1 protein-coding gene and 1 pseudogene are annotated in these 5,740 nt (G+C 58.8%); both read left to right on the top strand.

The window, feature by feature from the left end; translation table 11 throughout:
• Nucleotides 1–2,048 precede the first annotated feature (2,048 nt).
• Nucleotides 2,049–5,183, top strand: a complete 3,135-nt coding sequence (locus CQ13_RS40580) for a Ulp1 family isopeptidase (protein ID WP_082637339.1) — start codon at nucleotides 2,049–2,051, stop codon at nucleotides 5,181–5,183.
• Nucleotides 5,184–5,436: 253 nt separating this feature from the next.
• Nucleotides 5,437–5,740, top strand: a pseudogene (locus CQ13_RS06160) (site-specific integrase); the annotation flags it as partial.

Raw genomic sequence — 5,740 nt, 5'->3', positions numbered from 1 at the left:
GAGTGAATCATATTCGCGACAAGTTGGGATTCAAATGTCAGTGACAGAACACTAGTTCTGACTTCTCGTGTCCGTGCATCACCGGCTACGGCTCCTCGCCTTCCCGGTGCGGGCCGGGGCGGCCGAACCGTCCCCCGGTCAGACTCGAGATCTCCCGGTTTCCGCGCAAGGAACGTCCATACATGCCAGGGTCTACGACCACGCCGGGACGTCCAGGTGCTCGCGTTATCGCACCCGTCCGCGTCGCCTTCCGCTCTGAGTACAGCGTCGGCTCCCGGAACAATCTTCTTTCGCGGCTCAATGGCTGGCCTGCATGCTCCCCTGCCGACGCTTCGCCAACGCCCTCACGGACGCTGCCGCACGGCTCGGGGCCGATGTGGGGCGCTACTCCTTCATCGTAATGGACTCTCACCATCTATTCCTTGCCGGCCTCCCGGCGCACACTCAGTAAGACTAGTTCGCAGCAGATGCGACGCTCGCCTGAACCAAGGAACGACTACTTGCGCTCAAAACGAGATTCGGGCCGCTCTGGCTAATCGAAGGAAATATCGAGCCTTCTCGATAAGTGCTACTCGGAACAGCTCGGCGTTGAATCGAGCGCGGGTCCGCTCCACTTGTTGTAGGTCGACCACGAGGCCAGATCGTTCGCTTGGAGTTTCCGAAATCGAGTTCACGAATGGTGGTCTGAGAAGGGCTCCTTGTGTCAGATCATTCTGCAGCAGCGCAAGGACGTGGTCACCTATCGAGTGCCCCTATTCTTCTCGTCTATTTTTATGTTGCGATCATGTCGAAGCGAGATGCGCCATTTCCCGACAAAGCGCTGCCATATATATTCAGAGTGGGTCGCGCGCTAATTCATAAAATATTGCAGAAGTCGCAGTCATCACAATATGTCATGAAGTTCCGCAAGTGCGGACGCTCGCATTCGAGACCATTGAGGCGTTTCCATCGCAACCGCTGGCGGCTGGCGCTCGTCTTCATCAGCGTGCTTTCTCTAAGTGGCTCTCCCATCATGATCCGCGAGATCGCGCAAGCCGTCAAACTAGGATGCACTGCTGTCCAAGATCGCGAGCCACTGCATGAAATGACTTGCGCGCTGAATTCCTCCCGAGCCTAAGGCCCGCTTCGGCGGCGCCTTGTTTCGTTCTCGTTAGAGAATTGATCTTGGACGCGCCAACTCGACCACGGGTGCCGAATGTGAAATCGGGACCGCAATGGTTAAGGCACCAGAAGGCCGCTTTTATCTGAACGAAGACCCAAGCGTCCAGCCAGGTGCGCTCGTGAAATCGTAACCCCCACACGATCACAAATGTGTTTACGTGCTTGCCGCACTACCAGAGCAGATCGAACGGATGGTGATTGTCGGTAAGGGCATCCGCAATCATTTAGAGGCTGAATACTGGTTTGCTTCGACAAAGGGACGGACGTCGCATGACGCCCTGGGCGCTCCGGAAACACCCGTCGGTCCCGTCAGGTTTTCGAAAGGTTGTCCGAATAAAAACCTGTTACCATGAGAATCAGTTATAACCACGTTCCCTCCGACGAGCAGAGTCTGGCCCAGCAGCGCGATGCGCTGGCCGGCGCTGCTGGCGCGGATACGACCGCTTTTCGGGAGCTTTAGCAGCCTACTCACCAGCCTCTGTCGCTGTTGACAGGAGGCGGGGAGGGATAATCAACTTTCGGGCGATATGGAGCGCAGGGCTTAGCGCATTCTTGGCGGCTGTACTGGCCAGCCTCTGAGTGCAACCAATATCAGTTGAGGCTGAGTGCAAGCCGCGACGTGAATCCAGGCCTTTTTATGAAGGGATCGTCGTTGGCGCGCGCGGCCATCTGCTGCCGAGGAGGCCAGCGGGTTCGTCTGCGGCAGCTAAGGCTGGCGCTGGTGTGAGTAATGCGCGAACTCGGAGCGGCGCGCGACGACAGTCCTCTTGTTGTTCTGGTTGCCGGTCTCGGCAATCGGCTTTCTGAAGCTGGAGTCTTTGTGGTCAGTGCACCCGAGTTTGGCTCTGGGGCAGCTATGAAGAGTCATCTCATCTAGGGAGAGTAGTATGGAACCGAGCTATAACGATCCGAACTATTGGACGCATTGGTACGCTGACCAGCAGGAGCTGCAGCGTGCGCGGCAAGAGCCGGATAATGAGCCTTCGGGCCAAGCTGGCTTTGAGCAGCAGTTGGGCGAGCTGCAACTCGGCTCCCCTGATGAGAGCTCAGCTGAGCTGAGTTCGCCCGACACCCGACCCGCAAAGGCGCATGACAGTATCCAGCGCACTGACGTTAGCGGTTCGATGCGGGTGCCGCCGCAGTCCAACCTTCGGGGTAACTCGTTCAACAACACGCGCTACAGCGTAGATATGCCTCGCGCTCACCTTGGTGGCTCAGCTGCTGGCACATCGCAGTCTGACGTGCGTGACAGGCTATTCAGCAGCGCGCCCTATACAGCACCATCGGAACCGGAGCCCGTCGCGCGGACAAGGGATAAGAGCGGAGGACTGTTTTCTCGGGTTAAATCAGGGCTCGGCAAAGTCTTCGGAGGAAGTCGCGGTGAAAAGTCGTTCGGCGGCCCGGCGTCGGATGTGGTCTATTCAGAGCTTCGTATCGATTGCTACAAGCGCAGCCGCGCATCCGAAGAGGACGCGTCCCTCATTTCCGAGTTCGCGCGACGGGCTGCAGGCAGTTATGCTCCCAGTAGCATTCAGAAGATGGTGCAACATCTGGGCCGGTTCTGCGAGTTTTTAAAGTCCAACAACTTGACACTGGCTAGCCTGCTTGAAAACCCTATTCAGTTGAAGGCCCATGCGAATGAATTTGTGAATGCGGGGGGCATAAAGCGAGTGCATGCCGCATTGGAAGCGCTTCGGAAGTCCCGCGCCGGCGGTTCTCCTCCTTCTCCGCCGCCCCTTACCGGAGACGCGCTACTCATTCGCCAGTACGCGGCAGCAGCCCGGGCACATAATGTTCCCGACAGAACCTTCGGAAGGCATACGGATGTTCTTACGCACTTTGCTGAGTGGCTCACAGCCAAACAGAAGCCATCCCTGACTTCTCGGTTTCGAACTGACGAATTAGCCGAGGACATCATGGCCTACGGCGAGGAGAATGATCACAAGGGCCGCCTCTTCGTTGCCCTGAATCATCTCCGAAGGCTTCAGCCTGACGGGGGAGGGTTCGAAACACTCGGACCGGGGCCACGCGTCATGGGGCGCCGTATTTTGAGTGCTTATGAGAGCGACGCCGGCATCATCGACGGCGCCACTGACGTAGCCTTGGGCAGGCTTGGACCTGAATCGACTGCCAAAGAGAGGGCGACTATCCTCAACGTCGCCAGCAGTCAGCGCAGGCTTAGTGACTGGCTGAAAAGAGAGGGCAGGGAGAGCATAGAGAGTCGACTCAACGGCGGTGAGGAGCAGGAGAAACAATTGGAGAAAGATATCTCGGAGTTCAAGCGAGACATTGGCTATCCGAAAATCAGCTTGGGGATCAACGACCTTCGGGAGTACCTACGCGGCGAGCTCCAGCACGGGCTTCATCCTCGCGGGCTTCATCCTTATGCCGACGACGCCAGCATCATCGATGGCTTGGCCAAGGAACAGCTAAGCAAGCTCGGATCCGACCCGGCTTCCCAATCGAAAAAGAAATATGTGCAGAATACTGCTTCGGCGCAACGTAGCTTCAGTGATTGGCTCCGAACCACGGGTAAAGAGAGCATAGTGAGTCGAATCAACGGCAATGATCAGCAGCAACGGTCGTTGAACGTAGATTACCGGGAATTCACTCAAGCCAAACGGAACATCCGCCTGAGTTTGAACAGGCTACTCAGCCAGCTTGGGCCGTACCTACGGCTCGTCGAAGCAAACAGAGCGCTGGGAGTGGCCTTCCCTGAGCGGCCGAGGCAGGAATCGCCGCTTGCGGGGTCGAGCTTATCGTGGCCGCGAGTGCCGTCCGACTTCGACCGGAGCGAGTGGCTGCCGCTCGCGCCAGCTTGGTCGCCGCGAGGGCTGTCCCCGTCCGAATTCAGCCTCGGTGATTTGCCGACGCCGCCTGACTTTGGTCCAAGTGAGTGGCTGTCGTTGCCGTCCGACTATGGGGCGAGCATCCGGCCAATTCCGGATGCCGCGCCAGCTCGGTCGTCAGAGATCTACCGCGGTCTTGATTCTCTGGTTGATCTGCCGTCCACACCGCAGAATCGGACGTCAGAGATCTACCGCGGTCTTGATTCCCTGGTTGATCTGCCGTCCACGCCGCAGGAGATGCGTGACGATGCTCAGTCTGCGCTGGCGCCTAGCTCCGGCGTCAGATCGCCGTTCTTCATCGGGCCATCAGGCGCACCTCAGGAACTAGAGGATATCGGACATCTCGTCGGTAGGGATTGGCAGCATGGTACCCAGCCCGTCCCGGATTTCCTGGTTGATGTGCTGGACAACAGAATGCTGTTGCCGAATTTGCGCATCGTTCCACAGCCGGTCTCTATCAACGGTGAGACCTACTCGATCATGTTGGGACCGCGAGGGCGCCTCGATTCTCAATTTATCCATCATCCTCGTCCATCCTCGGCTCCGGATGCTCAGATCGGCGCGTTGGCTACGGGGGCCTCTTCTTCCCGCGACCGCAGCGGACGGGTGCTCGACGCCGAGCAATGGCTGGGTGACGAGCATATCCAGCGGGATTACGAGCTCCTGGCGCAGGAGCTGGGGCGGAGTGATCCGAATCTCGCCACCCGGACGCGGTTCGTGGATCCCCTGATCGCCTTTCAGCTGAGCCATGGCGCCGATAGCGACGCGCTACGCGCGTTCCATCGCCTTGTCGATGATCGGAATGGTAACGATATAGCCGATTTCCTGTTCTTGCCAGTTAGCGATGCCAGCCCTACGGACCGCGCTCGCCGCGGCGACCATTGGTCGCTGCTGCTGATCGATCGCCGCGATCGGGAGAGGCCGGTTGCCTATCACTACGACTCCGCCCGGGGATTCAATGATCGGCCTGCACAACGGCTCGCAGAACGGCTGGGCGCCAACCTGCACGCCGCTAGCATGCGCCAGCAGAATAACGGTTATGATTGCGGCGTCTTCGTAGTGGATGGCACCCGGGCGCTGGTTGGGCGATTGGCGGTAAGACGGCAGGTAGACCTGAACCTTGACAATCTCGTCGTCGATCGGCGGGCACTGCAAAACCGACTGAGGGGCTGATGCCGGCTTCGACTGACCGTGCGCGCCCAGCTGGTTGGAGCGGCTTCTCGCCGACCCGACCAGAATGCGAAATCAGCGCCTCGCAGAGCATCATGGTGGCTCACAATGTGGAGCGGATGCCGGACTAGGTGGTGTGGACTCTAAGGATTGAACGAAGCCGCTACCGCGGCGTGAACGGCGAGGTGGCGTAGAGCGCCTCCTGCCTGAGAGGATGTGGGTGTTGCAGCCCACCCTCTCAGACAGGAGTATTGAGATGGCCGATTTGAGCCCTCTTCGCCGCCGCATGATCGAGGACATGACAGTCCGCAATCTGTCGCCGGCGACGCAGCGATCCTACATCAGCGCGGTTTCGAAGTTCAGCCGTTATTTCGGCAAATCGCCGGATCGGTTGGAACTGGAAGACGTTCGCGCCTTTCAAGTGCATCTGTCTGCATATCATGGCCGGCGCTGAACCAAATCGTCTGTGCGCTGCGGTTTTTCTACGGCGTCACTCTCGGCGAGGCGCTGATCCCGGAACGCATTCCCTATGCGCGAGAACCGCGCAAGCTGCCGGTCGT

The sequence above is a fragment of the Bradyrhizobium retamae genome, assembly GCF_001440415.1.
GTDB classification, from domain to species: domain Bacteria; phylum Pseudomonadota; class Alphaproteobacteria; order Rhizobiales; family Xanthobacteraceae; genus Bradyrhizobium; species Bradyrhizobium retamae.
Note: the sequence above shows the minus strand (reverse complement) of the source record. Positions and strands in the feature narration are given on the sequence as shown.